General features: G+C 67.7%; 22 protein-coding genes and 1 riboswitch. Of the genes, 5 read left to right on the top strand and 17 right to left on the bottom strand.

The window, feature by feature from the left end:
- Positions 1-137: 137 nt before the first annotated feature.
- The 9 genes from pnuC to RZA67_RS11055 form a co-directional block, all read right to left on the bottom strand.
- Positions 138-725 carry a nicotinamide riboside transporter PnuC gene (pnuC, locus tag RZA67_RS11095; protein ID WP_317212802.1) on the bottom strand — a complete coding sequence of 196 codons (588 nt, stop codon included), beginning with the start codon at positions 723-725 and terminating at the stop codon, positions 138-140.
- A complete protein-coding gene (locus RZA67_RS11090; RefSeq protein WP_317212801.1) occupies positions 722-2890 on the bottom strand; it encodes a TonB-dependent siderophore receptor in 2169 nt (722 codons plus the stop codon). Before RZA67_RS11090 ends, pnuC begins: the two co-directional genes overlap by 4 nt.
- 68 nt (positions 2891-2958) lie before the next feature.
- Positions 2959-3055: riboswitch (TPP riboswitch) on the bottom strand.
- A gap of 53 nt (positions 3056-3108) precedes the next feature.
- Positions 3109-4245, bottom strand: a complete 1137-nt coding sequence (locus RZA67_RS11085; protein ID WP_317212800.1) for a phosphotransferase — start codon at positions 4243-4245, stop codon at positions 3109-3111.
- Positions 4246-4303: 58 nt separating this feature from the next.
- A complete protein-coding gene (locus RZA67_RS11080) occupies positions 4304-5089 on the bottom strand; it encodes a D-alanyl-D-alanine carboxypeptidase family protein (protein WP_317212799.1) in 786 nt (261 codons plus the stop codon).
- A gap of 261 nt (positions 5090-5350) precedes the next feature.
- Positions 5351-5908 (bottom strand): PH domain-containing protein, encoded by a 558-nt coding sequence (locus RZA67_RS11075; RefSeq protein ID WP_317212798.1) that lies wholly within the window; start codon positions 5906-5908, stop codon positions 5351-5353.
- Positions 5905-7188 (bottom strand): alpha/beta fold hydrolase, encoded by a 1284-nt coding sequence (locus RZA67_RS11070; RefSeq protein ID WP_317212797.1) that lies wholly within the window; start codon positions 7186-7188, stop codon positions 5905-5907. Before RZA67_RS11070 ends, RZA67_RS11075 begins: the two co-directional genes overlap by 4 nt.
- Position 7189: 1 nt before the next feature.
- Positions 7190-7369 carry a DUF4177 domain-containing protein gene (locus RZA67_RS11065; protein ID WP_317212796.1) on the bottom strand — a complete coding sequence of 60 codons (180 nt, stop codon included), beginning with the start codon at positions 7367-7369 and terminating at the stop codon, positions 7190-7192.
- Positions 7366-7545: an Arc family DNA binding domain-containing protein gene (locus RZA67_RS11060; protein ID WP_317212795.1), complete on the bottom strand. Its 180-nt coding sequence runs from the start codon at positions 7543-7545 to the stop codon at positions 7366-7368. Before RZA67_RS11060 ends, RZA67_RS11065 begins: the two co-directional genes overlap by 4 nt.
- Before the next feature lie 66 nt (positions 7546-7611).
- Complete coding sequence (locus RZA67_RS11055) at positions 7612-8493, bottom strand: SPFH domain-containing protein (protein ID WP_317212794.1); 882 nt, start codon at positions 8491-8493, stop codon at positions 7612-7614.
- Positions 8494-8621: 128 nt separating this feature from the next.
- Between RZA67_RS11055 and purT the strand changes: the two genes are divergently transcribed.
- Positions 8622-9812 (top strand): formate-dependent phosphoribosylglycinamide formyltransferase, encoded by a 1191-nt coding sequence (gene purT / locus RZA67_RS11050; RefSeq protein WP_317212793.1) that lies wholly within the window; start codon positions 8622-8624, stop codon positions 9810-9812.
- A gap of 75 nt (positions 9813-9887) precedes the next feature.
- On the opposite strand, the gene RZA67_RS11045 is transcribed toward purT, so the two are convergent.
- The 6 genes from RZA67_RS11045 to RZA67_RS11020 form a co-directional block, all read right to left on the bottom strand.
- The gene (locus RZA67_RS11045) at positions 9888-11105 is read right to left on the bottom strand and encodes an endonuclease/exonuclease/phosphatase family protein (protein WP_317212792.1); all 1218 of its coding nucleotides are present in this window, start codon (positions 11103-11105) and stop codon (positions 9888-9890) included.
- A gap of 38 nt (positions 11106-11143) precedes the next feature.
- Positions 11144-11899 carry an arginyltransferase gene (locus RZA67_RS11040; RefSeq protein ID WP_317212791.1) on the bottom strand — a complete coding sequence of 252 codons (756 nt, stop codon included), beginning with the start codon at positions 11897-11899 and terminating at the stop codon, positions 11144-11146.
- A gap of 178 nt (positions 11900-12077) precedes the next feature.
- Positions 12078-13286, bottom strand: coding sequence for an RNA polymerase sigma factor (locus RZA67_RS11035; protein WP_317212790.1), 1209 nt, complete (start codon positions 13284-13286; stop codon positions 12078-12080).
- A gap of 84 nt (positions 13287-13370) precedes the next feature.
- On the bottom strand, positions 13371-13865 hold the full coding sequence (locus RZA67_RS11030) for a pathogenicity-like protein (protein ID WP_317212789.1): 495 nt from the start codon (positions 13863-13865) through the stop codon (positions 13371-13373).
- A gap of 9 nt (positions 13866-13874) precedes the next feature.
- Complete coding sequence (gene tesB, locus RZA67_RS11025) at positions 13875-14783, bottom strand: acyl-CoA thioesterase II (protein WP_317212788.1); 909 nt, start codon at positions 14781-14783, stop codon at positions 13875-13877.
- A gap of 94 nt (positions 14784-14877) precedes the next feature.
- Entirely contained in the window at positions 14878-15657 is a 780-nt protein-coding gene (locus tag RZA67_RS11020) for an enoyl-CoA hydratase/isomerase family protein (protein WP_317212787.1), read from the bottom strand.
- 33 nt (positions 15658-15690) lie between these two features.
- On the opposite strand from RZA67_RS11020, the gene RZA67_RS11015 reads away from it, so the two are divergent.
- Entirely contained in the window at positions 15691-16128 is a 438-nt protein-coding gene (locus tag RZA67_RS11015; protein ID WP_317212786.1) for a copper chaperone PCu(A)C, read from the top strand.
- A 74-nt stretch (positions 16129-16202) separates the two neighbouring features.
- Here the strand turns inward: RZA67_RS11015 and RZA67_RS11010 are convergent, their stop codons facing one another.
- Entirely contained in the window at positions 16203-16610 is a 408-nt protein-coding gene (locus RZA67_RS11010) for a thioesterase family protein (RefSeq protein ID WP_317212785.1), read from the bottom strand.
- The gene (gene uvrA / locus RZA67_RS11005; RefSeq protein ID WP_317212784.1) at positions 16610-19573 is read right to left on the bottom strand and encodes an excinuclease ABC subunit UvrA; all 2964 of its coding nucleotides are present in this window, start codon (positions 19571-19573) and stop codon (positions 16610-16612) included. Before uvrA ends, RZA67_RS11010 begins: the two co-directional genes overlap by 1 nt.
- A gap of 288 nt (positions 19574-19861) precedes the next feature.
- On the opposite strand from uvrA, the gene rplU reads away from it, so the two are divergent.
- From rplU to obgE, 3 genes are all read left to right on the top strand, one after another.
- The gene (rplU, locus tag RZA67_RS11000) at positions 19862-20170 is read left to right on the top strand and encodes a 50S ribosomal protein L21 (RefSeq protein ID WP_108748943.1); all 309 of its coding nucleotides are present in this window, start codon (positions 19862-19864) and stop codon (positions 20168-20170) included.
- Between the two features lie 18 nt (positions 20171-20188).
- Positions 20189-20452: a 50S ribosomal protein L27 gene (gene rpmA, locus RZA67_RS10995; protein ID WP_317212783.1), complete on the top strand. Its 264-nt coding sequence runs from the start codon at positions 20189-20191 to the stop codon at positions 20450-20452.
- A gap of 177 nt (positions 20453-20629) precedes the next feature.
- Positions 20630-21682, top strand: a complete 1053-nt coding sequence (obgE, locus tag RZA67_RS10990) for an Obg family GTPase CgtA (protein ID WP_317212782.1) — start codon at positions 20630-20632, stop codon at positions 21680-21682.
- Positions 21683-21753: the final 71 nt, after the last annotated feature.

Here is a 21753-nt window from a genome sequence, read left to right as displayed (position 1 = left end):
AACGGTCGTCACCTGCCGAAGCGGAGGCAACGGCGTGACGACCAACGGTCGTCACCTGCCGGAGCGGAGGCGACAGCGTGACGACCAACAGTCGTCACCTGCCGGAGCGGAGGCAACGACGTGACGACCAACGGTCGTCACCTACCGGCCGCCGTCACCGGCTGTTGCGCCGCCGCCGCACGCCACGCGCGCAGCCCGATCACCGCCAGCACCAGAAACACCGCGTACAGTGCCGCCGTTACGTGCAGCGACTTGACCACGTACATGCCGATGTAGACCACATCCACGGCCAGCCACATCCACCAGGCCGCCACATGTCGGCGGGCCTGCCACCATTGACCGACCAGGCTGAGGCTGGCCAGCATGGCGTCCAGCCACGGCAGGGCGGCGTCGGTGAAGTGATGCATCAGCGCTCCGAGCAGCACGCCGGCACCGAGCCCCATGCTCAGATCGCGCACCAGCAGGCGCCGGGACAGCGCGACGATGGCGACCTTGCCATCGTCCTGCTGCCTGCCGCGCCAGCTCACCCAGCCGAACAACAGAAAGCCGCCGAAAGCCACCTGCAGCAGCGTGTCTGAATACAGCCGCGCCTGCGCAAACACCAGCGCGTACAGCGCGACCGACACCAGGCCCACCGGCCAGGCGACCAGCACGCGGCGTGACATCAGCCACACCCCCAGCATGCTGACGCCTGCGGCGGTCCATTCGAGCACGGCCGGGTTCATAGGCCGACGGTCACCGTCAGGCGTGCCTGGCGTGGCGCACCGGGGAACAGGTAGTAATCGCCCGCACTGCTGCCGGTGTCACGCCAGTAGAAGGTATTGAACACGTTGTCCACCGACAGGCGCCAGGTCAGCGGGCGCCCGCCTGCCTCGTGCTGCAGCCGCAGGCCCGCATCGAACACGCTGTAGCCCGGCGCGCGCGCCGCACCATTTGCGGTGGCCGGGTTGGCCGCGGCGTAGCGCCAGCCGCCGCTCACTGCCAGTCCTTCAACCTGTGGCAGGCGGTAATCCAGGTGCACGTTGGCGCGCAGCTTGGGCACATTGACCAGCTGGTGACCTTCATAGGCGGGGGTGCCCGCGTCGCGTGCACGCGCCTGCAGGAAACTGGCACTGGCGGTGAGCTGCAGCCGCTCGGTCAGCCGGCCATTGGCGGTCAGCTCCAGCCCGGTGTGGGTCTGCTGCCCGCGCTGGACGAAGCTGAAACCGGCGCTGCTGTCGTCCGGCATCGCATACTGGAACGGCTGTGAGGTGCGGAACAGCGCTGCCCCCAGCTGCAGGTCGGCAACGGGCGAATGCTTCAGGCCTACTTCCAGCTGGCGCGACAGCACCGGTGCCAGGAAGGTGCCTTCATTGGTGGTCCAGAACGGTGCTTCCTGGCCGAGCGCGATGCCGCGCACGTAGCTGGTGTAGAGGTTGGTGTCCGCATCCAGCTTCCAGATCACTGCCGCCTGCGGCAGGAAGCGCGACAGACGGCTGTGTCGCTCCAGATTGCCGCGCTTGTCATGGGCGCGCTCGTCCAGCCGCACATGGCGGCCGCCGGCCAGCAGCTGCCACTGCTCGCCCAGACTGATCCGGTCCAGCACGAACAGGGCATCCTGGCGGCTGTACAGGCGGCGCACCGACGGGCCCGGCTGCAGGGGCGACGGCTCGAACTGCGGCACCTGCCGGTCGCCGATGTTGGCTGTGCCGACGTATTCGTTGACGTTGCGGCGCTTGTCCACGGTCCGGCGCAGCACATCGGCGCCCAGGCTCAGTTCGTGGCTGACACTGCCGGTAGTGAAACGGCCACGCAGTTCGGCGCGTGCCTGCTGGTTGATGCGGGTGTCGTCCGGGCTGCGGTAGTCGTAGATGTCATAGTCGCCATCGGGCGCGAAGAACTGCCCCGGCACGCTGCCGTCAGCGCACGCTGCCGCGTAGAAGCAGCCGTAGGCGAAGGCCACGTTGTCATCGATGACACTGCGGCTGTGCCCGGCCGACAGCCGCGACTGCCAGGCGTCATTGAACTGGTAGGTGTGCAGCGCAGTGATGTTGGTGCTGGCGATGGCCACCGGCTTCTGCCAGGCCTGGTAGCCCAGCAGCTGCGAGCGGTCCACACGTCCGGGCAGCGCGCTGCCGCCCAGCAGCTGGTAGCCGGAGGCGGAGCGCTGTGCGCTGGTGTGGTAATTGGCGTCCACCTGCAGGCGGCTGCGGTCGCTGATCAGCCAGTCCGTGGCCAGCGCGTAGAAATTGCGGCGCCCGTCGGTGTGGTCGATGTAGGTATGCGGCTGTTCCCAGGCGGCATTCAGGCGCACACCAAAGCGTGGCGTCAGCCAGTGGCCCACATCGGCAGCCACGTAGCGCGAGCCCTCCGAGTCGGTGCCCAAGGTGAGCGCGCGTACTTCGTCGGGGCGTTTGGCCACGTAGTTGATGATGCCGCCCGGCGCCATGACGCCGGCCGCCAGCCCCGCTTCTCCCTTGAGTACTTCGACCTGGGCGATGTGTTCCAGCGCAATGCGCTGTTCGCCAGTGGTCGACAGTCCGTTGAACTGGTAGCCGGTGCCGGTGTCCAGCGCGAAGCCGCGGATGGCAACGTTCTGGTAGTAACCAAGCGGCGCATAGCTGTCACCCAGCGATGCATCCTGCCGCGCCACTTCGCTGAGCGTGCGGACGTGACGATCATCGAGCGTGGCACGGCTCACCACGTTGATCGAGGCCGGCGCGTCCTTCCAGCTGGCAGCGCCGAACGCACCCGACGGCGAGGGGCTGACCTCGGCCTTGCGTGCCTGGACACGCACCTCGGCCAGGTCGGTCGGCGATTGAGCGTCGTGCACGCTGTCGGCCACCGCATGCAGGGGCAGGGCGGCGCACAGGGCGAGGGTAAGCAGGGTGGGGCGCAGGCAGCGGTTCATTCGGTTCGTCATCAGCCAAGGGGAGACGAAGCGAAGGCGCGCGCCCATGACCCGCGCGGGGCGGGGAATGGATGCTGCTCAAAGCTCCCTACGCCGGTGCAAACCGGATCAGGTTCCAAGGGACTCTCTCAGCCTGGCTGTTGCCAGGCACCCCCGCTTCAGGGGCCTATTTCACACCAAACCGGCCGGGAATGCCAATCGGCGCCGGCGCAGGCGGCTCACCGCGCGCCGCGCAGGGTATCCAGCAGTTGCTGGCCATCGCTGCTGCCGAACCAGCGCGCATGGCCGAGCAGGAAGGTGTACCAGGCCACGTCGGCGTTGGCGGTGGAGCCGGTGATGCCGTGGAAGTACTCGACCTCGGAGAGGGCAAAATCCAGATGCACCACCGGCAGCAGCGCGGCCAACAACTCCAGCTGTTCCGGACGCAGCGGCTGCAGTTCGCTGTAGCCCTGCACGAGCCCCAACGCGATATCGGTGCGCGCGGGCGGTGCGGGGCCGTCCAGTGCAAGCCAGGCGATGGCGTTGCGTTCGATGGCGGTGGCCAGGTCGAACAGCGCGCTGGTGGGTGAGGCCAGACCAAAATCGAACACCGCGCTGATGCCAGGCGGCTGCGGCTCAGCGCGCCACAGCAGGTTGGAGACGTGCCAGTCGTTGTGCGCCCACTGCCGTGGCACCCCGCGCAGCTTTCCGGGCAGGCCGGAGTGCAGCGCGAGCACGTCCTCGCCCAGCTGCTGCTGCCAGTCACGCCTGCCGAGGTAGTCGGCCAGCGCAGGTCGGCCGGGCAACTGCTGTTGAAGCGCGGCGATCGGGTCGTCGGCCCGGATCAGGTCGTCACGTGCCACCAGGATGTGGGTCTGCCGCTGCGGCGCGCGGTAACTGGCCGATGCCTGATGCAGTCGTGCCAGCATGCGCCCGGCCTGCTGCGCCTGCGCGCGCGCACCCACCGGGGTCCAGGACGCCGCATCGCGATACAGGTCATGACCGGGAGCAACACTGTGCAGTTCGTAGGTCCAGCGGCCGTGGGCGAAGGCGGTCCGGCCCTGCGCATCGGGCAGCAGCTGCACCACCGGCATGCCCTGCCGGCCAAGGTGCTCGATGAAGCTGTGTTCTTCCAGCAGGGTGGCGACGCTGCGCACGCTGTGGTGGTGACGCTTGAGGAAGACCGCACCGGTGGCGGTATCGATGATGGCCGCAGCCGAGAACGGACGCGGGCTGCGCCAGCGCAGCGTGCAGCGCCCGTGCAGCCGCGGATGCAGCGCACCCAGTGCGGCGATCTCCTGCGCACTGATCGGAGGCCAGTCGGCGGCAACCTCGTCGTCAGCCAGGCCCTGTACGCGGTGCGGAGAGTGGGTCATTGCGGGCAGCACAGCACGGTGGGCGAGGGCAGCGAGAATACCGGCACCGCGCCGGGATTCAACCGCGCCAGCACCAGTGCCACGGTTCGTAGACGATGCCGTGCGGATTGTCGCGCGGGTAGCTGAGGTGGAATCCGTGCTGTCCCGCGTGGGTCTGCAGCCAAGCGAACGCCGCGGTGGTTTCAAACTGCTCTTCGGCGGGCGGTGCGCCAGGCGTGCCGATATCCAGTGCCCGCCCACTGTGATGTTCGCTGAAACCGGGCGCGGCGTTGACGGTCAGGATCTGGTCGACGGACTGGCCGCGGGCCTGTTTGCGTTCGAAGATGCCCAGCTGGTAGGCATGGCTGCGGTAGCCTGAGATCGCATCCAGCGCGATGCCATCGATGGCAGCGTGCCGGCGCAGGCGGCGCCAGGCGTGCGCCGCGCCGCGTCGCAGCCACAGCGGCCGCGCAAAGCGGTCGCGACCGGCAAAATGCAGCACGCTCGGTTCGGCTTCCAGCGACAACCCAGTGTCGGCGGCGTAGCGGTCCGCATCCAGCCCGAGGTGGTGCAGGTACTGGTGCAGCGCGTGCAGCGGCTGCAGGTGAGGTTCAAGCGTCTGCGCGCGCTGGTCCAGCAGCTGCAGTGCCTGGGCCACACCGGGTTCGCTGGGCAGGCGGGGCACCAGCGAATGCACGCCACGCGCGGACACGGTCGCCAGATAGCGGCCATCGCGTTTGCGGCGGAGAACATGCGTGGCCTGCGCCAGCAGGCGGGCGTCGGTGTTGCCGCGAGCGCGCAGCAGCGCCGCTGGCCAGATCTCGATCTCGGCGCCGTTGAGCAGCAGGGGAGCGGTTCGCAGCATGCCACCAGCTTACCGCGCGGCAGCGCAGCTGGGGTAGGTGACGACCGTTGGTCGTCACGCTCCAGCGGCGTAGCCGTGCCGTGCCGCAGCGCGGGGTTCGTAGCGCCGGGCTCTGCCCGGCCAGCGCGCAGCGCGCAGCGCGGCTGCTCGCGTCGAGCGGCGCAGGCGTGCCGTGCCGCTGCGCGCACGGGCAACAGCGTGACGACCAACGGTCGTCACCTACCGAAGGCGCGGTGTTGTAGCGCCGGGCAACGCCGGGCGTCAGGACACCCTCGGCTGCGCCTTGCTCAATGCGTCGAGCAGCGTCTGGGGCGATTCCACGCTGAGCAGCAGGGTCGCACCGCCACTCACCGGCAGCGCCAGAACGTTGTCCATCCGTGTGGCCAGCACGAAGCCCTTGCTTCCATCACGCAGCCGATAGTGACCAGAGTGGAAGCCCGGCACGCTGTACCCGTTGCTTTTGCAGCGCAGGCTCCAGCGCGGGTGGCGCTTGAGGTCGATCACTTCGGCCCGGTCCAGCTGCAGCGCGGAGACCGCAACGCGGCGACTGTACAGGGTCGAGTGGACGATCAGGGTTCCTCTCTCCAGTGATACCTCGCGGCGGAAGAAAAAACCGCCAAGCACCACGCCCAGCCCGACCAGCGCGACCGTGCTCCAGACGCTCACGTTGTCCACGCCCCACACCGATTGGAGCGGGCGACCATCAAGCTGGCTGTACACGGTGTACCCCAGCGTCACTACCAGCGGCAGCACCACCCAGCCCAGGCGCAGCGGCGAGCTTTCGGCGAGGGCGAATCCGCGTCCGTCGCGCGTGCTCATCGCTGCGCCTTGACCCAACCGGCCACGGTGTCGACCAGTCGCGTGTCGACATGGCCGGCGCGGCCGTATTCCTGCAGCGAGCTGGCGCCGGTGCCGGCGATGCCCAGATGGTTGAGCTCGGCAAAGCGCTGCCACTGCACGTCCGTGCGACCCTGCAGCGCCTGCTGCCACAGCGTCCAGTCTGTATCGGGCACCTGGAAGTCACGCCCGCCCTGCAGCATCAGCATCGGCTTGCCCAGCGCCTTGGCCTCGGCGCGTGCATCCACCGCCAGCAGGCTGTGCCAGTACGCCTGCGGCACCCCCAGCGGCAGCTGCGCCGGCGTGGCCGGGGCGCTGCTGCGGGCTGCGGCGATCTGTGCATCGAGGGTGTCCAGGAACGCCTGCTCCTCGCTGCTGATGCTGCCGTCCAGACCGAACAGGTAGCGGTTCTGTTCGGCCAGCAGGGCGAGCAGGTCGCGTGCCGGCGCTGCCCACAGAATCGCACCGCGCGCCTGTGCTGCGCGGCTGGCGATGCGCGGTGCCATCATCCCGCCCAGGCTGTGGCCCAGCACGAAGACGCGGGCACCATCGACACGCGCATCTGCAGCAAGAGCGGCCACGGCGGCTACCGCGTCGTCGGTGGTTTCATCGTCGATGCTGAAGCTGCCCTGGAACTGCTCCGGATGCGCGTGGCTGCGCTTTTCGTAGCGCAGCACGGCGATGCCCTGTGCGGCCAGCCCGCGTGCGATATCCAGAAACGGACGGCTGCCACCGATGGTTTCGTCGCGGTCCTGCGGGCCCGACCCATGCACCAGTACCACGGCCGGGAACGGGCCCTTGCCCTGCGGTACCGCGAGGGTGCCGGGCAGCGCGCCGCGCGCCTGCGGCACATCGAACGCGACCTCGCTGTAGCCGGCATGGGGCGGCACAGGCGGTGCCGCAGTCGGCGGTGCGGGGCGCAGCATCAGGCCGGCGACCTTGTCCTGCGCGTCCACCACGACCTGGGCGACGACCGCGCCGTTGGCGAACTGCAACGGCCAGGCCACTACCTGCATGCCCTGCTGTTCGGTGATCTGCGGCTCGCCACGCGACTGCAGTGCACCCAGCGAGTCCCACAGGACCTTCAGGCGATCGGCGGGCACGGCGGCGGCCATCTGTGCGGTGAACATGGCCTCGGCGGCATCGGTGCGTCCGGCCTGCAGATGGTCGATCAGCTGCTGGGCGGTGTCGCGCGGCGTGGCGTGCGCGTTGCCGACCGTGCAGGCCAGCAGGGTAGTCAACAGAAGGGCAGCGATACGCATCTCAGTTCTCCTTCTTGAACACGAGCAGGGCGGGGTGGTTGGTGGCCGGGTGGATGATGTTGACCAGCTCCCAGCCCTGCAGCCCCTGCTTTGTCAGTTCGTTCTGCACCGTCTCCGGGCACAGGGTGCCGCGGAATCGTGGTTTCAGCTCGATGGTCTGGTAGTTCCAGCGCTTGCTCATTCCTTGTCCTCACGCGTTGACTGGGGTTTTGGCAGCCGCCCGGCCTTGCGCAGCGCGTCGCGCAGCACGTACTCGATCTGGGCATTGAGGCTGCGCAGCTCGTCGTCGGCCCAGCGCTGTGCCGCCGCCAGAACGTCGGCATTGATGCGCAGCGGGTAGGCTTTCTTCTCGCTCATGGTGACTCCTGACGGGGCGCGGGGGCGCCCCGGTAATGCGTGCCGCCAGGCGGCTGCAGCAATGGATCAGTACAGCGAGCCGGCGTTGACCACCGGCTGGGTGCCGCGGTCGGAACACAGCACGGTCAGCAGGTTGCTCACCATATGTGCCTTGCGCTCTTCGTCCAGCTGCACCACACCGTTTTTCTGCAGTTCGGCCAGAGCCATTTCCACCATGCCCACCGCACCGGCAACGATGCGCGTGCGCGCGGCGATCACCGCGTTGGCCTGCTGGCGCTGCAGCATTGCCTGGGCGATCTCCGGTGCGTACGCCAGGTGGCTGATGCGCGCATCAAGCACCTGCACACCGGCGTCGGCCAGGCGCTCGGCCAGTTCGTTCTTCAGGTGCAGCGAGATCTCGTTGGCATGGCTGCGCAGCGCCAGCTGACCTTCCTCGTGCTGGTCATAGGGGTAGCTGGTGGCCATCGCACGCAGGGCCGACTCGGACTGGATGTGCACGAAGCTCTCGTAGTCGTCCACGTTGTAGACCGCTTCGGACGCGTCGACGACCTGCCAGACGATCACCGCGGCGATCTCGATCGGGCTGCCATCGAGCTCGTTGACCTTGAGCTTGCCGCTTTCGAAGTTGCGCACGCGCTGGCTGACGCGGCGCTTGCTGTAGAAGGGGTTGTTCCAGCGCAGGCCGTTGTCCTTGACGGTGCCGATGTACTTGCCGAACAGGCTGACGACCGCCGACTGGTTGGGCTGCACCGTGTACAGACCGGCCATGGCCAGCAGGGCCAGGGTGCCTGTCAGCAGGCCGCCAAACAGCAGCCACAGGTTGGGCGCGCCGACCGACGCCTTGGCAGCGATGCCCAGCACGAACATCACCGCGCCGACGGCGGCGACCAGCAGACCCAGGGCAATGAAGCCGAGGCCGTTGAGGGAGGACAGTGACTTCTCTTTCATGGCGGTACGTCCTTGAGGGTTGGATGAAAGATATCAAAGTGATATCAGGTTGCAAGTGCCGTTGGTCGGGAAACCGGGGCGGACCGGCTAGAATGCCCATCCGCCTTCAGATTGCTGCCGGACCGCCCATGTCGCCTCTTGGAACCCCGCTGTCTCCCTCCGCCACCCGCGTGCTGCTGCTCGGCTCGGGCGAACTCGGCAAGGAGGTGGCCATCGAGCTGCAGCGACTGGGCGTGGAAGTCATTGCTGCCGACCGCTATGCCAACGCACCGGCCATGCAGGTGGCCCACCGCAGCCATGTGATCGACATGCTCGACGCGGCGGCCCTGCGTGCGCTGATCGCACAGGAACAGCCGCACCTGGTGGTGCCGGAAATCGAGGCCATCCACACCGAAACACTGGTGGCGCTGGAGCAGGAGCAGGGCCTGCGCGTGGTGCCGACCGCACGCGCGGCACGGCTGACCATGGACCGCGAAGGCATCCGTCGTCTGGCCGCCGAAACTCTCGGGCTGCCCACCTCGCCGTACCGCTTCGTCGATACCGAAGCGGAGTACCGCGAGGCAGTGGCGGCCATCGGCCTGCCGTGCGTGGTCAAGCCGGTGATGTCGTCCTCCGGGAAGGGGCAGAGCACGCTGCGCAGCGAGGCCGACATCGGCCCGGCGTGGGAGTACGCGCAGACCGGTGGCCGTGCCGGTGCGGGTCGCTGCATCGTCGAGGGCTTCATCGATTTCGATTACGAGATCACCCTGCTGACCGTGCGCCATGCCGGTGGCACCGCGTTCTGCGCACCGATCGGCCACCTGCAGCGCGACGGTGACTACCGTGAGAGCTGGCAGCCGCAGGCGATGTCGCCGCGCGCGCTGCAGCGTGCCGAAGCGGTTTCGCGCGCGATCACCGACGACCTCGGCGGCTGGGGCCTGTTCGGTGTGGAGCTGTTCGTCAAAGGTGACCAGGTGTGGTTCAGCGAGGTGTCGCCGCGGCCGCACGACACCGGGCTGGTGACCCTGGTGTCGCAGGAGTTGAGCGAGTTCGCGCTGCATGCGCGAGCGATTCTCGGCCTGCCGGTGCCACTGATCCGACAAAGCGGTCCGTCAGCGTCGTGCGCCTTGCTTGCGCAGGGCACGGGTGTGCCGTATTTCAACAACGTTGCGGCGGCGCTGCAGGCGCCCGATACGGCGGTGCGGTTGTTCGGCAAGCCAAGCGTGGACGGTCAGCGCCGCGTCGGCGTCACGCTGGCGCGCGGTGAGACGATTGATGAAGCGCGTGCGACCGCTCGTCAGGCGGCGGAGACGATCGGCGTGGCGCTGCGCCCGGCCTGAGAACCGGGAGCCGCAAGGGCCGACCAACGGTCGGCAGCACGTTGATCAGGGCCGACCAAGGTCGGCCTGGGTGCCTCAGCGCACGTCCACCCAGACCAGGTGGTGGTCGCTGCCATCGGCGATCTTCGCCTCCGGGCTTTCCTGCGCCGGCCAGAACACGCCGCTCCCCGCATACTGGAAGCCCACCGACGGCAGTACGTAGTCCAGACGCATCGTGCCGCTCTTCGGACCGAAGTCGCCGGTCGCGTGGGCGGGTGCGCCGCGCCGGGTGATGCCCTTCTCGGCGTAGGCCAGGCTGGTCTGCTCACCGCCCACGCTGCGTGGCGTCGGGTAGCGCAGCACGCGTGGGTGTTCGATCAGCTCGAGAATGCCTTCGTGGCGGCCATCGCCATCGACCGGATCGTTGTTGAGGTCGCCCAGAATCACAAAGCGTGCATCGGCGGCCAGGCCGCCGCAGGTGCCGTTGTCATCGCACAGCCACGGCGCCTCACCGCCGTCCAGGTACTCCTTCCACAGCCGCAGCTCATCGTGGTTGCGCGCCGCGTTGCGTTTCTCCGGTCCGTCAAACACCGGTGGTGTGGGGTGGGAGACCAGCATGTGCACCACGCCGCCCGGGGTTTTCACCGGCACGTCCCAATGCGATTTGGACGACAGGCGCAGCTGCGACCAGACGTGGTCGTTGTAGAAGCTCTGGCCGGTGCGCGGGTCCAGCGGGCGGATCGCGCCGGGCATGCTGCTCCACTTCAGCAGCTGGAAACTGCGCACCCGGGCCTCATCGATCGGGTAGCGCGACAGCACCAGCATGCCGTACTGGCCCGGGTGCAGGCCGTAGCCCCAGGCGTCGTTGCCACGGCTGCGGCCTTCGCCGCCGATCACGCCGTTGTTGTCCAGGTCCAGGCCGCTGGGCACGCCGGTGTTGACCGGGGCCAGATACCGGTAGGCGTAGTGCAGAGGCTGCCCACCGCCGGGCTGGGCCACTTCGAGGTAGCGCTGCTGGAACAGGTCGGCAGCGCGATGGGCCTGGTCGAAATCAAACTCGTTGAGCAGGACCAGGTCCGGGCGCACCTGCTGCAGCACGGCGGCGATCTTGCGCGCGTGTTCGCTGTCACCCTGCAGCTGCTCGATCACCCCGCCGGCCTCGTCCGAATACAGCGAGGTGTTGTAGGTGGCAAGGCGCAGTGGCGCGGTGGCGGGATCGGGCATGGCAGCGGTCTTTGCCGGCGTCTGGGAGCAGGCGCCGCACAGCAGGGCCAGGGCGAAGGGCAGCAGATGGCGTCGGGCGAGGTTGTTCATGGGCGCTATTGTGCACCCGGCCCGGTGTCAGCGGTTTGTCAGCGTCCGTCCAGTTCGCTGTCGAAATCGTGCCAGCGGCGGCCATCGTAGGCTTCCAGCGGGCGGAAACGGCGCTTGTAGTCCATCTTCTGGTGTTCGCGGATCCAGTACCCCAGGTAGACATGCGGCAGGCCTTCGCGCTCGGCCCAGGCAATCTGCTGCAGGATCGCAAAGGTGCCCAGGCCCCGCTCGGCGCAGGCCGGATCGAAGAAGGTATAGACCGCTGACAGGCCCTGTTCGGTGACGTCGGTGACCGCCACGCCGAGCAGGGTGCTGGGCGCCCCGTCGCGGCCGGGCAGGCGGATTTCCATGAAGCGGGTGTGTGACCAGCTGCCGATCAGAAACTGCTCGAACTCGTGCGGCCCATGCTCGTCCATGCCCCCGTGGCGATGGCGGTGGCGCAGGTAGCGCTGGTACAGGGCGAACAGGTCATCGCGCGCACTGGCGGCGGTGATGCGTACTTCCAGATCGGCGTTGCGGGCGGCACAACGCCGCTGGCTGCGGTCGGGCCGGAAGCGGGCCACGGGAATGCGCACGGCCACGCAGGCCTGGCAGTGCGCGCAGTGGGGGCGGTAGACAAGGTCGCCGCTGCGGCGGAAGCCCCAGCTCAGTGCAAGCGGGTACAGACCGCCGAGCCGGCGGTCATGCGGGTCCAGCACCAGATCGCGGGCCACCCGCTCGGGCCAGTAGCCACAGGGGTGCTCGCCGGTCTGGAACAGCCGCAGGTCATCGTCTCGATCGCCGTGTATCGCCATGACCACAGCATAGCCGCTGGCGGTCGCAGCAGCCGCGACTGCGTAGCGGACAGCGGGCAGGGGCAGGGGGCACTGGGATCGGTCATTGCTCGAACCGGCACTGCGGTCGGCTCGCCGCGCACCGCGCGGCTGTGTGCCGTCGCGATCTGTGCGAACAGCAGCCGGCCGTAATCCGGCCTTACGTGCGATACAGCGCGTAGAACACCGAGCCGATCACCATCACGTTCATCACCATGACAGCCGTCCGGCCATAGCTCAGCTCGTAAGCCCAGTTGCACCGGGTACGGCCGCGCCGCGCCGCGTCGCGCGCGATCAGCGGCGCCATCAGCCGCTGCAGCGTGTGCAGGCATTGCCAGTTCAGCACCGCCATGCCCAGCACCAGTGCCGCGACAACCGCAATGGCCGGCAGATGCAGCAGCATGGTCCCCAGAATCGCCACGCAGACCCCGGCGGCGGTCAGGCTGTTGGCCGCCACGAAGCGACTGATGCGCGCACGCTCATCCGCGGTGTCGGCATAACGCAGCAGATAGCGTCCGCCCACGTAGGCACCGAGCATGCCGAAACCTACCGCTGCCACGATGCTGGACAGACCGATCTGCGCCTGCAGCGCGGGGGCCTGACTGGCGACAGCGGTCAGCGAGCCCATCGCCGTACCGCCGCCGACGCTGGCACCGCCGAGACCGAGCTTGCTGCCGCCCACACCCAGTCCCGTACCCAGCGCGATGGCCGCCGCGCTGGCGGTACCGGGGGCGGCCACCATCAGCAGCGACACCACGCCGGTGGCGAAAGCAGCGCTCGGCGCGCTGCTGCGTGCGTACCCGGCAAAGTGCTGCAGCAGCCCCTCGCGCACCAGTGCACGTGCGCGCGACAGGCGCTTGCGCACGGCGGCATCGCTGAGCCCCAGCAGCGATGCCACCTGCTGCGAGCGTTGGCCTTCGCGGTAATACAGCAGCAGCACCTCTCGGCTGTCGGCTGGCAGGCTTGAAATGATGTCCTCGGCGGCAACTTCCTCTTCCAGTCGTGCCAGCCTGTCCAGGCTGTCGGGCGCCGGATCGGCGGCCATGCTGATCGCCAGCTCGGCTGCCTCACCGGACATCGGCCGTCCACGCTGGGCGCGCAGCCAGTCGCGGGCGAGGTTGCGGGTGATCTGCCGCAGCCATGGCAGGAAGCTGCTGGGGCTGCGCAGTTGATGCAGCTGCTGCCAGCCGCGCACGAATGCCTCCTGCGCGATGTCTTCGCTGGCCGCGCGGTCGCCGGTGATGGCCAGGGCGATGGCGGTGATGGTGTTCTGGCACGCCTGCACGATACGACCGTAGGCATGCTGGCAACCGGCGGCCGCAGCGGGCAGCTCGTGGTCGAGGGTGTCGTCGATGCTGGCAGCAATCATCACGGTCATCTCCGGCAGGCGCCGTTGGCAGTGTGACCCAGACGAAGCGCTGCCGGCGATGTGACCGTCGCCGGCCGGGGCGGCTCAGCCGGCCGGCTGCACCCGTACCCGCACTTCTTCTTCGTCTTCGGCCGGCGCCGGACTGGCCGGTGCGTTCTGCGGCTGCGTCTGCGGTGCGGCGGGCGCATCGCCACCCCGGTGGCGCAGGCCGATCACCAATGCGACGCCGGCGATGACCACCAGCAGCGCGATGCGGATCCGCCAGGCCCAACTGCGCCCCGTACCGGTACTGGGCTCGTCGCGGAAGGCAAACTCGGCGGTGGGATGGTCGCGACGGGTGGTGTCGAGCAGGCGCGCGTCACGCAGGATCTCGCGCGCACGCGGCTGGTCGTCGGCGCGCACGATCCAGACCGCCGGATGGGTGCTGGCCTTGCCTTGGTCGAGATAGCTGAACTGGCCACGGCGGCGGCTGTGGTAGGTGCGGCCGTTGGTCACGCGCACCTCGATGTCGTGGCTGCGCAGCAGCTCGGCCACGCCCTCCACGGTTTCCACTCGCTGGCTGCTGAAAATCTGGCGCATGGGATGTCCTCAGTCCTTGGCCGGCACGGCAGCGGCAGCCGCGCTGTCGGGCACCACACGGATCAGGCCTTCCTGCGCGGTGCTGGCGACCAGGCGGCCATGGCGGTCGAAGAACTGACCGCGCGCCAGGCCGCGCGAATCCTGCGCGCTGGGGCTGTCCAGCGAGTAGAGCAGCCAGTCGTCGGCGCGGAACGGACGGTGGAACCACAGCGCATGGTCCAGCGAGGCCATCTGCACGTGCGGCTGGTAGTAACTGATGCCGTGCGGGAAGGTGGCGGTGCCGAGCAGATGGAAGTCCGAGGCGTAGGCCAGCAGTGCCTGGTGCAGCTCCGGCGCATCGCCCACCGGCTCGGTCAGACGCAGCCAGACCTGGTGGTAGGGCGGGCGCTTGGGCGGATTGAGCTCATCGCGCGGGTAGACATGGCGGAACTCGAACGGGCCGCCGCGCGAGAGCCAGCGCTGCACCTTGATCGGCAGACGTTCAAGCACTTCAGGGGGCAGCGGACGGCTCGGTTCGATATCTTCCGGCTGTGGTACCTCGGGCATCTTGTGCTGGTGCTCGGCCCCGCTTTCGGCCTGCTGGAACGAGGCGGCGCAGAAGAAGATCACCTTGCCATGCTGGATCGCGGTCACGCGGCGCACCGAGAAGCTGCCACCGTCGCGGGTGCGGTCCACGTCGTAGACGATGGGATGATCGATGTTGCCCGCGCGCAGGAAGTAGGCGTGCAGTGAATGCACATGGCGGCCGTTGTCGACCGTGGCCTGCGCGGCGGCCAGCGCCTGGCCCAGCACCTGCCCACCAAAGACGTACTTGGTGCCGATGTCGCGGCTTTGTCCGCGGAACAGGTTGTCTTCCAGCCGCTCGAGCGTGAGCAGGTCGATCAGTTCGGAGACGACGGGTTCGTGCGAGGCGCTCAAAGGGCTGCAGCCGGTGTGGGACAGAGCGTGATTATAGCGGTGGCGACGGTGGCGATCTGTCTGCTCTGAACGACCCGGCACGTGGCCTGCGCGCTCAGCCTTTGCCCAGCCGGGCGGTCAGTGCGTGCAGTGCCTGCTGGGCGTCGGGGGCGTACCAGGCCTCAACGAAGCGGTCGAGCTGGATCAGGTCCGGGTGCAGGGCCTGATGCAGATCTTCGCGGGCCACCGCCCGGGTCAGCAGCATCGGCTGGCGCGGCATCTTCAGCAGCTGCTGCAGCCAGGCGATGGCGCGTGGCACCACCAGCTCGCCGTCGGCCAGCTCGTCGACCAGGCCGATCTGCTGGGCCTGCTCGGCTGGCAGCATCGCCCCGGTGGTCAGCAATACGCCGGCACGGTGGACGCCCACCACCCGGCGCAGCAGGCGCTGGATGCCCTCGGGCGCCACCAGCCCGACCTGTACCTCGTTCAGGCCGATGGTGTACGGGTGGCCGGCGTCGACACTGCGCGCCATTACCCGGTAATCGCAGCACAGAGCCATCACGCAGCCGCCGGCCGGCGCGTGGCCGGTCAGCGCGGCCACCACGGGGATGCGGCACTCGGCAATGGAGCGCACCGCGCCGAAGAAGGCATTCCAGCTGTCCAGCAGGGCAGGGCTGTCGTCGCCATGGGCCAGCAGGTGCGGCACATCCATGCCGCCGGTGAAGACGCGCGGGCTGCCGGAGAGCACGATGCCGTGGGCATCCTCGGCCATCGCCAGTTCTACCGCATGGATCAGCTGCCGACACAGGTCGGTGTCCAGTGCATTGACCGGAGGCCGTGCCAGGCGCAGTTCGCGGATCGGGCCGTGGTTGATCACCTCGATGGAGCTGGTCATGCTGCGGTCTCGTGCACAGAGGATATGGACCCGATGATAACCAAACCATTCGTTGGCGTATTGTTGATGCTGTGTGCGGGGTCGGCGTCGGCCGTGCAGGTGGACTGCGTGAAGGTCAGTGACGGCTGGGCGCGGCTGCCGCCCGGCGCGGCAAGCATGACCGCCGGCTACATGACGCTGCGCAATGAATGCCCGGATGCCGTGCGCATCGTCGGTGCCCGCAGCGCCCAGTTCGCTGACGTTTCCGTGCATGAGACCACACTCAACGATGGCGTCAGCCGCATGCAGCATGTGCACGAGGTTCCGCTGGCGCGTGGCGCGTCGGTGGAGTTCAAGCCCGGTGGCCTGCATCTGATGCTGATGCAGCCGGTGGCGCCCCTGCAGCCGGCGCAGCAGCTGCAGGTGACCCTGCAGCTGCACGATGGTGGTGAAGTGCGCGTGCCGCTGGCGGTGCGCGGCAGCGCCCGGTAACGCGCGCCGCCAGAGGGCACGCGGTGCTGGCGAGCCATGCCCGTCTCACGTACCGCAGACGGGCGGGTGTCCGCTCAGGTCGACGCGTTGCGGATCGCCTCGGGCAGCGGGGCACTGCGGCCGGTGGTGGTGTCCATCCAGACCACCACCACGTTGCCGTCCGAGTACAGCCTGGACGGGTCCTGCTGGTCGACGATGCGGTGACCGATGGTCACGCTGCTGTTGCCCAGCCGCTCGACGAACAGCTCCACCACAATGTCGTTGGGCCACACCAGCGGCTGGCGGTAGTTGACATTGGTGGCGGCCACCACCGGGGCGATGGCATCGGTCATCGCCACGCCTTCCACCCCGAGCATCCAGCGCACGCGCGCCTCTTCCAGGTAGGAAATGTACTTGGCGTTGTTGACGTGTCCCATGCTGTCCATGTCGCGCCAGCGCACGCTGATGGGAATGCGGGCCAGTATTTTGTGTTCGCTGCTCATCATGCTTTCTCGGTTTTCCGCGTGGTCTTCTTCGCGGCGGCTTTCTTCGCCGGCTTTTCCGGCTTCACCTTGCGCGGCGGCCGCGCGTCGGGCTTGTTGGCCACAGCGGCCGGCCGCTCGGGGCGCGCTTCGGTGGAAGGCAGCATGCGCGCCAGGAACTGGCCGGTGTACGACTGCGGGCAGGCGGCCACGTCCTCGGGCGTGCCGGTGACGAGGATGGTGCCACCGCGGTGGCCGCCTTCCGGACCGAGGTCGACGATCCAGTCGGCGGTCTTGATCACATCCAGATTGTGTTCGATCACCACCACGGTGTTGCCTTCATCGCGCAGCTTGTGCAGCACGCCCAGCAGCGCTTCGATGTCGTGGAAATGCAGGCCGGTGGTCGGCTCGTCGAGAATGTACAGGGTGCGGCCGGTATCACGGCGCGAGAGCTCCTTGGAGAGCTTCACGCGCTGCGCTTCACCACCGGAGAGCGTGGTCGCGCTCTGGCCCAGCTTGATGTAGCTCAGGCCCACATCCACCAGTGTTTCCAGCTTGCGTGCGATGGACGGCACCGGCTCGAACAGCTTCAGCGCATCCTCGACCGTCATCTCCAGCACGTCGTTGATGTTGTAGCCCTTGTACAGCACTTCCAGCGTTTCGCGGTTGTAGCGCTTGCCATGGCAGACATCGCAGGGCACGTAGACGTCGGGCAGGAAGTGCATCTCCACCTTGATCAGACCGTCACCCTGGCAGGCCTCGCAGCGTCCGCCGCGCACGTTGAAGCTGAAACGTCCCGGCGAATAACCACGCGCGCGCGCCTCGGGCACCTGGGCGAACAGTTCGCGCAGCGGCGTGAACAGGCCGGTGTAGGTGGCCGGGTTGGAACGCGGGGTGCGGCCGATCGGCGACTGGTCGATGTCCACGACCTTGTCGAACAGGTCCAGTCCGTCGATGCGCTTGTACGGCGCGACCGGGTGCGAGGAGCCGTTGATCTCGTTGGCAGCCAGCGAGAACAGTGTGTCGTTGATCAGGGTCGATTTGCCCGAGCCGGACACACCGGTCACGCAGGTCAGCAGGCCGGCCGGGATGGCCAGGTCCACGCCCTTGAGGTTGTTGCCCGAGGCGCCACGCAGGTGCAGGGTCGTCTTCGGGTTGGGCGCGTGACGACGGCTGGGAATCTCGATGGCCCGCTTGCCGGAGAGGTACTGGCCGGTCAGCGAGCGCGGTGCGTCCAGGATGTCCTGCAGCGTGCCCTGGCCGACAATCTCGCCACCATGCACGCCGGCACCCGGGCCGATGTCCAGCACGTAGTCGGCCAGGCGGATGGCATCTTCATCGTGCTCGACCACGATCACCGTATTGCCCAGGTCACGCAGGCGGGTGAGGGTGCCGAGCAGCCGCTCGTTGTCGCGCTGGTGCAGGCCGATGGACGGCTCATCCAGCACGTACATCACCCCGACCAGGCCGGCGCCGATCTGGCTGGCCAGGCGGATGCGCTGCGCCTCACCACCGGACAGGGTGTCGGCCTTGCGCTCAAGGGTGAGGTAATCCAGACCCACATCGACCAGGAAGCCAAGCCGCTCACCGATCTCCTTGACGATCTTGCTGGCGATCTCGCCGCGCCAGCCCGGCAGGCTCAGCTCGCGGAAGAACGTCAGCGCATCGTCGATCGGCAGCACCACCAGTTCGGGCAGGGCGCGGTCGGCCACGAACACATTGCGCGCAGCCCGGTTCAGGCGTGCGCCTCCGCACTCGGGGCAGGACCGCTCGCTGATGTACTTGCCCAGCTCTTCCTGCACCGCCGCCGATTCGGTTTCCTTGTAGCGGCGTTCCAGGTTGGGAATGATGCCTTCGAAGCGGTGCTTGCGCTGGGTGCGCCCGCCGGCTTCGGTGAAATAGGTGAAGGTCACCATGTCATCGCCGCTGCCGTAGAGAACTGCTTTGCGCACGCCTTCGGGCAAGGTGTTCCAGGCCGCATCGACGTCGAACCTGTAGTGCTTGGCCAGCGAGGCGATCAGCTGGAAGTAGTACGCGTTGCGGCGGTCCCAGCCGCGCACCGCACCGGCAGCCAGCGACAGCTCCGGGTGCACGACCACGCGCGCCGGGTCGAAGAACTCGGCCATGCCCAGACCATCACAGCCGGGGCAGGCGCCCATGGGGGCGTTGAACGAGAACAGGCGCGGCTCCAGCTCGGGCAGCGAGTAGTCGCAGACCGGGCAGGAGTACTTGGAGGAGAACAGCGCCGGGCTGGCGCCGTCGGCGTCCAGCGACTGCACCGAGGCCATGCCATCGCCCAGCTTCAGCGCGGTTTCAAAGCTCTCGGCCAAGCGCTGTTTGATGTCCTCGCGCGGGCGGAAGCGGTCGATCACCGCCTCGATGGTGTGCTTCTGGCGCAGCGCCAGCGGCGGCACCTCATCGATCTCATACAGCACGCCGTCCACCCGCACGCGCACAAAGCCCTGCGCACGCAGCTGGTCGAAGACCTGCGCATGCTCGCCCTTGCGGTCGCGGATCACCGGGGCCAGCAGCATGTAGCGCTGCTCAGGGTCGAGCGTGAGCACATGGTCGACCATCTGGCTGACCGTCTGCGCCTCCAGCGGATAGCCGTGGTCGGGACAGCGCGGGGTGCCGACGCGGGCAAACAGCAGGCGCAGGTAGTCGTAGATCTCGGTGATGGTGCCGACGGTCGAGCGCGGGTTGTGCGAGGTCGACTTCTGTTCGATCGAAATGGCCGGGGACAGGCCCTCGATGTGGTCCAGGTCCGGCTTTTCCATCACGCTCAGGAACTGCCGCGCATAGGCGCTGAGCGATTCCACGTAGCGGCGCTGGCCTTCGGCGTAGATCGTGTCGAAGGCCAGCGATGACTTGCCCGAGCCGGACAGACCGGTGATCACGATCAGCTTGTCGCGCGGCAGGTCCAGGTCCAGGTTCTTGAGGTTGTGCGTCCGCGCACCGCGGATGCGGATGTAATCCATCGCCATGGGGAATCCGGTTGTGGGGGCGGGGCTGGGCCGGCCAGCCGAAAGAAACGGGTCTGAAACGGCGGCAATCAAGCAGCCTACCGAGGTGACCAGATGGGGGCAATGGGCGACAATGCCAGTCGCTGGTCTCACCGGCTGAGATCGGGTACGCGCCCGTTCATGAAGACGCTCCGGTCATGGCGGGGCTTGACTTGACCGTGCCGCACTGATCTGCGTACAATCCCGCTCCTGTCCGCCCTCGATGGCGGCAGTTCAACAGACCACAATAACTACAGAGGAAGTCTGGTCATGTACGCAGTACTGGTCACCGGCGGTAAGCAATACCGCGTGGCGCAGGGCGAAAAGCTCCGCGTCGAAAAGCTCGAAGTCGAAGTCGGCAGCGAGATCAAGTTTGACAACATCCTGCTGCTGGGCGACAGCGACGGTATCAAGATCGGCGACGCACTGAGCGGCGCTTCGGTCACCGCCAAGGTCGTGTCCCAGGGTCGTGCTGACAAGGTCCGGATCATCAAGTTCCGTCGCCGTAAGCACCACATGAAGCGCCAGGGGCACCGTCAGTACTACACCGAAATCGAAATCACCGGCATCGCCGGCTAAGCATCAGGAGAAGCAGTCATGGCACATAAAAAGGGCGTAGGCTCCTCGCGCAACGGTCGCGACTCCAACCCGAAGTACCTGGGCGTCAAGATCTTCGGCGGCCAGGCCATCGAAGCCGGCAACATCATCGTGCGTCAGCGCGGCACCCAGTTCCATCCGGGTGCAGGCGTCGGCCTGGGCCGCGACCACACCCTGTTCGCCCTCGTGGACGGCAAGGTGGAGTTCTCGGTCAAGGGTGCGAAGAAGCGTCGCACCGTCAGCATCGTGTCGGCCGAGGCCTGATCAGGCCAGCGCCGGCAGCCATGCCCCGGCATGGAATGCTGCATGAAGAGCCCCGCTTCGGCGGGGCTTTTCGTTGGAATCAATGGTAAAAAACGGACTCGGTCCGTTTGCTGGCCTGAGGTCGGCATCACTCAAGGCAGCGGCGTTGACGCCGCGCGCATCGCAGGCATCAAAACAATGAAACTGGTAGACGAAGCAGAAATCGAAGTGTTCGCCGGCAACGGCGGCAACGGCTGCATTGGCTTCCGTCGCGAGAAGTTCATTCCGCTCGGCGGCCCGGACGGCGGCGACGGTGGTGCGGGCGGCAGCGTGTGGATCCGCGCCGACGAGAACCTGAACACGCTTGTCGACTTCCGCCATGACCGCATTTTCAAGGCGCAGCGCGGCGAGAACGGCATGGGCCGGCAGGCTTATGGCAAGGGCGGCGAAGACCTGGTCATCACCGTGCCGGTGGGCACCGTGATCATCAACGTGGCCACCGACGAAGTCATCGGCGACCTCACCGGCCATGGCGACCGCCTGCTGGTGGCCAAGGGCGGCCGCGGCGGCCTGGGCAACATGCACTTCAAGAGCTCGACCAACCGCTCGCCGCGCCAGGCGCTGCCGGGCGAGCCGGGCGAAGAGCGTACGCTCAAGCTGGAGCTGAAGCTGCTGGCCGACGTCGGCCTGCTGGGCTTCCCCAACGCAGGCAAGAGCACGCTGATCCGCGCCGTATCGGCGGCAACGCCGAAGGTGGCCGATTACCCGTTCACCACGCTGTACCCAAACCTGGGCGTGGTGAAGGTGGAGAATTACCGCAGCTTCGTGATCGCCGACATTCCCGGCCTGATCGAGGGTGCCGCTGACGGTGCCGGCCTGGGCGCGCAGTTCCTGCGCCACCTGCAGCGCACCCGTCTGCTGCTGCACCTGGTGGACATCTCGCCGATGGAAGGTGGCGTGGACGGCGTTTCGCCGGTCGAGCAGGTACGTGCGATCGAGCGCGAGCTGGAGAAGCATGACCCTGAACTGCTGGCCAAGCCGCGCTGGCTGGTGCTCAACAAGGCCGACCTGATGTTCGAGGACGAGGCCAGGGCTGCCGCCGAGCAGATCGTGGCCGAGCTGGGCTGGAAGGAGCCGTGGTTCCTGGTTTCGGCGCTGGGCCGCGAAGGCACGTTCCCGATCATGAGCCGCATCATGGCGTTCTTCGACCGCCAGAAAGAAGACGAGCTGGAAGCCCGCAACGCCGGCTGAGGCCGTGTGGGCTGTGGTAGGTGACGACCGTTGGTCGTCACTCTCTTGAGAAGCGTGACGACCAACGGTCG

The sequence above is a fragment of the Stenotrophomonas sp. C3(2023) genome (genome assembly GCF_032911385.1).
Lineage (GTDB): Bacteria > Pseudomonadota > Gammaproteobacteria > Xanthomonadales > Xanthomonadaceae > Stenotrophomonas.
The sequence above is the reverse complement of the archived record's forward strand: the minus strand, read 5'-3'. Positions and strand labels throughout refer to the sequence as shown.

Bases quoted from the DNA above. Each gene is read 5' to 3' on its own strand.
- pnuC (WP_317212802.1), bottom strand. From the start codon at position 725: ATGAACCCGGCCGTGCTCGAATGGACCGCCGCAGGCGTCAGCATGCTG.
- RZA67_RS11090 (WP_317212801.1), bottom strand. From the start codon at position 2,890: ATGAACCGCTGCCTGCGCCCCACCCTGCTTACCCTCGCCCTGTGCGCC.
- RZA67_RS11085 (WP_317212800.1), bottom strand. From the start codon at position 4,245: ATGACCCACTCTCCGCACCGCGTACAGGGCCTGGCTGACGACGAGGTT.
- RZA67_RS11080 (WP_317212799.1), bottom strand. From the start codon at position 5,089: ATGCTGCGAACCGCTCCCCTGCTGCTCAACGGCGCCGAGATCGAGATC.
- RZA67_RS11075 (WP_317212798.1), bottom strand. From the start codon at position 5,908: ATGAGCACGCGCGACGGACGCGGATTCGCCCTCGCCGAAAGCTCGCCG.
- RZA67_RS11070 (WP_317212797.1), bottom strand. From the start codon at position 7,188: ATGCGTATCGCTGCCCTTCTGTTGACTACCCTGCTGGCCTGCACGGTC.
- RZA67_RS11065 (WP_317212796.1), bottom strand. From the start codon at position 7,369: ATGAGCAAGCGCTGGAACTACCAGACCATCGAGCTGAAACCACGATTC.
- RZA67_RS11060 (WP_317212795.1), bottom strand. From the start codon at position 7,545: ATGAGCGAGAAGAAAGCCTACCCGCTGCGCATCAATGCCGACGTTCTG.
- RZA67_RS11055 (WP_317212794.1), bottom strand. From the start codon at position 8,493: ATGAAAGAGAAGTCACTGTCCTCCCTCAACGGCCTCGGCTTCATTGCC.
- purT (WP_317212793.1), top strand. From the start codon at position 8,622: ATGTCGCCTCTTGGAACCCCGCTGTCTCCCTCCGCCACCCGCGTGCTG.
- RZA67_RS11045 (WP_317212792.1), bottom strand. From the start codon at position 11,105: ATGAACAACCTCGCCCGACGCCATCTGCTGCCCTTCGCCCTGGCCCTG.
- RZA67_RS11040 (WP_317212791.1), bottom strand. From the start codon at position 11,899: ATGGCGATACACGGCGATCGAGACGATGACCTGCGGCTGTTCCAGACC.
- RZA67_RS11035 (WP_317212790.1), bottom strand. From the start codon at position 13,286: ATGATTGCTGCCAGCATCGACGACACCCTCGACCACGAGCTGCCCGCT.
- RZA67_RS11030 (WP_317212789.1), bottom strand. From the start codon at position 13,865: ATGCGCCAGATTTTCAGCAGCCAGCGAGTGGAAACCGTGGAGGGCGTG.
- RZA67_RS11020 (WP_317212787.1), bottom strand. From the start codon at position 15,657: ATGACCAGCTCCATCGAGGTGATCAACCACGGCCCGATCCGCGAACTG.
- RZA67_RS11015 (WP_317212786.1), top strand. From the start codon at position 15,691: ATGATAACCAAACCATTCGTTGGCGTATTGTTGATGCTGTGTGCGGGG.
- RZA67_RS11010 (WP_317212785.1), bottom strand. From the start codon at position 16,610: ATGAGCAGCGAACACAAAATACTGGCCCGCATTCCCATCAGCGTGCGC.
- uvrA (WP_317212784.1), bottom strand. From the start codon at position 19,573: ATGGCGATGGATTACATCCGCATCCGCGGTGCGCGGACGCACAACCTC.
- rplU (WP_108748943.1), top strand. From the start codon at position 19,862: ATGTACGCAGTACTGGTCACCGGCGGTAAGCAATACCGCGTGGCGCAG.
- rpmA (WP_317212783.1), top strand. From the start codon at position 20,189: ATGGCACATAAAAAGGGCGTAGGCTCCTCGCGCAACGGTCGCGACTCC.
- obgE (WP_317212782.1), top strand. From the start codon at position 20,630: ATGAAACTGGTAGACGAAGCAGAAATCGAAGTGTTCGCCGGCAACGGC.